Here is a 4437-nt window from a genome sequence, read left to right as displayed (position 1 = left end):
GCTCGCCCGTCCCGCGGGACGCCCGCAGCGGGACGGCGACGACCGCGATCGCGGCGCGCGCCAGCGGCGGCCCGAGCAGCGCCACCGCCGTGGTGAACAGCAGCGCGGTCAGCGGCGTCAGCGGACCGGCCGCCGCGTCGGTGTGCACCGACCGCAGCACCAGGCTCAGCACCGCCCCGCCCGCGACCGCCGCGACGCCCGCGACCAGCCGGAGCACCGGGACGCGCGGCGGCGTCAGCGCGGCCTCGCCGAGCGCCTCCACCGGACGCAGCCGGGTGATCCGCCGCGCCGAGACGCGGGCCGCGAGCCAGGCCGCCAGGACGGTCGCCGCGGCGGCGGCCAGCGGCGGGAACGGCCCGATGACCGGCGGGAGGTTGGCCGGGACGACGTCCCCGGCGACCATCCGCCCGTGCAGCCAGTCGCCCAAGGGGAGCCCGGCGAGCGCGCCGGGGACGGCCGCGAGCAGCCCGACCAGCAGAGCCTCGCGGCCGAGCATCCGGCGCAGCTGCCTCGGCGTCGCGGCGACCGCGCGCAGCATCGCCAGCTCCCGTTCCCGCTGCTGGACCGCCAGGCCGAACGTCCCGACGACGGCCAGCAGCGCCACGATCAGCGAAGTGCCGCCGAGCGCGCCGCCCATGCTGAGCAGCTTCGTCCGGGCCGCTCCGACGCCCGCGAACTCCACCCGTCCGCGCTCGTCCCCCGTGGCGACGGTCGCGTTCGTCCCGCTCACGGCCCGGGCGATGGCCTTCGGGTCGCCGCCCCACACGCCGAGGGCGGTCACCTGGCCCGGGTGCCCGGCGAGGCGGCGCGCCTCGTCCGGTGTGACGTACGGCCGGTCGGCGACCCCGACGACCCGGTACGTGCGCGGGCCGCCCGCCGTCAGGACGGTCACCCGCCCGGCCCCGCTGTCCAGGACGATCTCGTCCGCCGCCCGGGGAGCCCGTCCGGCGCGCAGCCGCACCGGCGACAACGGCTCCCAGCCGTACCCCTCGGTCGGGCCCGCACCCGGAACGACCAGCGGGAACGCCACCTCGGACACGACCCGCCGCACGCCCGGCACGGCCCGCACCCGGTCGGCCAGGCCGGCCGGGATCCAGGCGCGCGCCGCGTTCGGCTTCGACTTCCGCTTCGTCTTGCCCTTCTTCTTCTCCTTCACGAAGTGCGACTGCGGGTCCCCGGCGACCACGACCGGCGCGCCCGCGTACCGGACGGGCCGGACCGTGCCGCGCAGGCCGGTGTCCATCAGCGTCCCGCAGGCCGTGACCAGCGCGGCGGCGAAGAACAGCGCGACGAACGCGCCCGCGAACGCCGCCCGGCGGTACCTCAGAGTGCTCAGGATCATCACGCGTACGCCCCCAGCCGGGTCATGCGGTCGGCCACGGCGGACGCGGACGGCGCGTCGAGCGCGTCCACGATCCGGCCGTCGGCGAGGAACAGGACGGTGTCGGCGAACGACGCCGCCACCGGGTCGTGCGTCACCATCACGACGGTCTGGCCCAGCTCGTCCACGGTCCGCCGCAGCAGCCGCAGCACCTCCTGGGCGGTCATGGTGTCGAGCGCGCCGGTCGGCTCGTCCCCGAACACCACCTCCGGCCGGGTGACCAGCGCCCGCGCCAGCGCCACCCGCTGCTGCTGCCCGCCGGACAGCTCGCCCGGACGGTGCGTCGCGCGGTCGCTCAGCCCGACGCGTTCCAGCACGTCCGCGAGCAGCGCCCGGTCCGGCCTGCGGCGCGCCAGCTTCAGCGGCAGCGTCACGTTCTGCTCGACCGTCAGCGACGGGACGAGGTTGAACGCCTGGAACACGAACCCGATCCGCTCGCGCCGCAGCTCCGTCAGCCGCGTCTCGCTCATCCCCGACAGCGCCGTCCCGCCGAGCCGCACCTCGCCCGACGTCGGCCGGTCCAGCCCGGCCGCGCAGTGCAGGAAGGTGCTCTTCCCCGACCCCGACGGGCCCATCACCGCCGTGAACGCCCCCGCCGGCAGCGCCACCGACACCTCGCGCAGCGCCGCCACCGCGCTCCCGTTCCGGCCGTAGACCTTGCAGACCTCGTCCATGACCACCGCATCGCTCATGGGTTCCACTCTGCTGACCTGGGCGTTCGTTCTGAAGAGAGGTCGTCACCGGCCACCCGTGACATCGTCATGGGTACGCTCGTGCCGTGATCAGGGTGTTGCTCGCCGAGGACCAGCACGTCATCCGGAGCGGGCTGGTCGCCCTGCTCGGCCTGGAGGACGGCCTGGAGGTCGTCGCCGACGTCGGCCGGGGCGACGACGCGGTGTCCGCCGCGCTCGTCCACCGCCCGGACGTCGCCGTCCTCGACATCGACATGCCCGGCGCGGACGGCCTGACCGCCGCCGCCGCGCTGCGCGAGAAGCTGCCGGCCTGCCGCACGCTCATGCTCACCGGCCACGGCGCGCCCGGCCAGCTCCGCCGCGCGCTCGACGCCGGGGTGGGCGGCTTCCTGCTGAAGACCGCTCCGCCGGACGAGCTGGTCGCCGCGATCCGCACCGTCCACGCGGGCGGGCGCGTGCTCGACCCGAGCCTCGCCGTCACCGCCTGGGACCTGGCCGCCGACCCGCTCACCCCGCGCGAGAAGGACGTCCTGCGGCTGCTCGCGGACGGCGCGGAACCGGCCGAGATCGCGAGGAGCCTGCACCTGTCGGCCGGGACCGTCCGCAACCACCTCACCGCGGTCGTCACCAAGCTCAACGCCCGGGGCCGCCCCGACGCCGTCCGCATCGCCCGCGAGTCCGGCTGGATCGATTGAGCCCCGGCTCCATCAATTGAGCCCCGGCTCCGCCGGACTCGCCTGGCGGCTCGTCCGGCGGCCCGGATGCTCGGGCGAGCGCGACATCGCTTCGCGATCAACCGTGCGGGGGCTCGCCTTCGGCGTCGCCCCCGCACGGTTGGCGGCGCGCTCGCGCGGGCTGGGGCCGCCGGGCCAGGAACGCCGGGCTAGGAACGCCGGGCTAGGGACGCCGGGGGAGGCTCGCCGTCAGGCGGAAGGCGGTCGGTGTTCGGGAGGTCTCCAGGTCGGCTTCGATCGCGGCGAGGCGGGTGGACAGGTTGCCCAGGCCGGAGCCGGGCGGCGTCACGTCGCCGGAGACGCCGTCGTTCTCGATGGTCAGCGCGTCGGCGGTGACCTTGATGTCCACGTGTTTCGCCGAGCTGTGGCGCAGGACGTTGGTGACCGCCTCGCGCAGGACGATCGCCAGCACCGGTTCGGCGTCCGCCGGCGGGTCGCCCTCCCGGTGGACGGTCGTCTCGATGCCCGCCGCCGCCAGCACGCCGAGAGCCGACTCCAGTTCGGGACCGAACTCCAGGTGCGGGGCGGTGCCGGTCACGGCGGCCATGTCGGCGCGGGCGCGGCGGGCCATCGCGACCATGTCGGCGAACTCGCGGGCGGCCCGGTCCGGGTCGCGGTCCGCGAGGCGGCGCGCCAGCTCGCCCTTGACCAGGATCGCGGCGAGGCCGTGTCCGAGCAGGTCGTGCAGGTCGCGGGCGGCGCGCAGCCGCTCCTGGACGACCGCCGCCCGCGCCCGCGCCGCCGCCGCGTCCCGCAGCTCGTCCGCGAGCCGCGCCAGGCGCAGCAGCCCGTAGACCACCAGGGCCGTGACCGGCACGCTGACCAGTGTGTTCACGACCATCCCGTCGCCCCGGACGGCCGCGCCGGTGAGCACGAGCGCCAGCGCGCCGAGCGCCGCGGCGACCCGGACCGGCAGCAGCACGAACAGCGAGCCGACGAGGAATCCGGGCAGCGTCCCCCACGGCTGGTGCAGCACGAACAGCGGCACGAAGGTCGCCACCGCCTGGACGGCCAGCAGTGGGAGCCGGTCGCGTCCGCGCGGACGCGTCCAGCGCAGCACGACCGCCATCGCGAGGAAGCACGGGACCGCGACCGGCAGGTCGCGCGGCGGCACCTGGAGCAGGCCCTTGACGACCATCACGGCGACCGTCGCGGCCAGGAGCCCGACCGCGAGCCGCCGCTCGGCCGTCGCCTCCGCGACCGGGCGGTCCTCCGGCACCCGCACGGACGCCTCGACCGCGAACCGGCCGTCCGGCTCCAGCCCGGTCCGGAGCCGTCCGCCCGCCGCCGCGATCCGCGCGGCCGGCCCTTCGAGCGCGTGCGCGCCCTGCTCGGACGTCCGGACGCCGTCGTTGACGACCCGCAGCGTGAGCAGCCCGCCGTCCTCGGCCGTCGTGATCTCGCAGTGCCGGGCCGTCCCGCGCCGCACGACGTCGGTGACCGCCTCGCGCAGGACGACCGCGAGCAGCGCGCCGGCGCGGCCGAGCGGTTCGCGGTGCCCGGTCGCCACGTCCGCCTCGATCCCGCCGGACGCCAGCAGCCCGCGCGCCGCCGCGATCTCCGGCGCGAGCGACAGGCTGCGCAGCTCCACGGACGCGGCGCGCGCCGCCGCCAGGGCCTCGCGCGCGGT

The 4437-nt window shown here is 76.8% G+C and carries 4 protein-coding genes; 1 reads left to right on the top strand and 3 read right to left on the bottom strand.

Annotation, left to right across the window (positions count from 1 at the left end; genetic code table 11):
- Window positions 1–1342: ABC transporter permease (locus DZF91_RS27840; RefSeq protein ID WP_147341417.1), on the bottom strand; the 1342-nt coding region annotated here is incomplete at its 3' end.
- A complete protein-coding gene (locus tag DZF91_RS27835) occupies window positions 1342–2073 on the bottom strand; it encodes an ABC transporter ATP-binding protein (RefSeq protein WP_199486945.1) in 732 nt (243 codons plus the stop codon). The genes DZF91_RS27840 and DZF91_RS27835, both read right to left, overlap by 1 nt.
- Before the next feature lie 86 nt (window positions 2074–2159).
- On the opposite strand from DZF91_RS27835, the gene DZF91_RS27830 reads away from it, so the two are divergent.
- Window positions 2160–2768, top strand: coding sequence for a response regulator transcription factor (locus tag DZF91_RS27830; RefSeq protein WP_117360099.1), 609 nt, complete (start codon window positions 2160–2162; stop codon window positions 2766–2768).
- A gap of 202 nt (window positions 2769–2970) precedes the next feature.
- Here the strand turns inward: DZF91_RS27830 and DZF91_RS27825 are convergent.
- Window positions 2971–4437: histidine kinase (locus tag DZF91_RS27825; protein WP_117360098.1), on the bottom strand; the 1467-nt coding region annotated here is incomplete at its 5' end.

The organism is Actinomadura logoneensis (assembly GCF_003428695.1).
Taxonomy (GTDB): domain Bacteria; phylum Actinomycetota; class Actinomycetes; order Streptosporangiales; family Streptosporangiaceae; genus Spirillospora; species Spirillospora logoneensis.
This window is presented reverse-complemented; position numbering and strand designations above follow the sequence as displayed.

Bases quoted from the DNA above. Each gene is read 5' to 3' on its own strand.
- DZF91_RS27835 (WP_199486945.1), bottom strand. From the start codon at position 2,073: ATGAGCGATGCGGTGGTCATGGACGAGGTCTGCAAGGTCTACGGCCGG.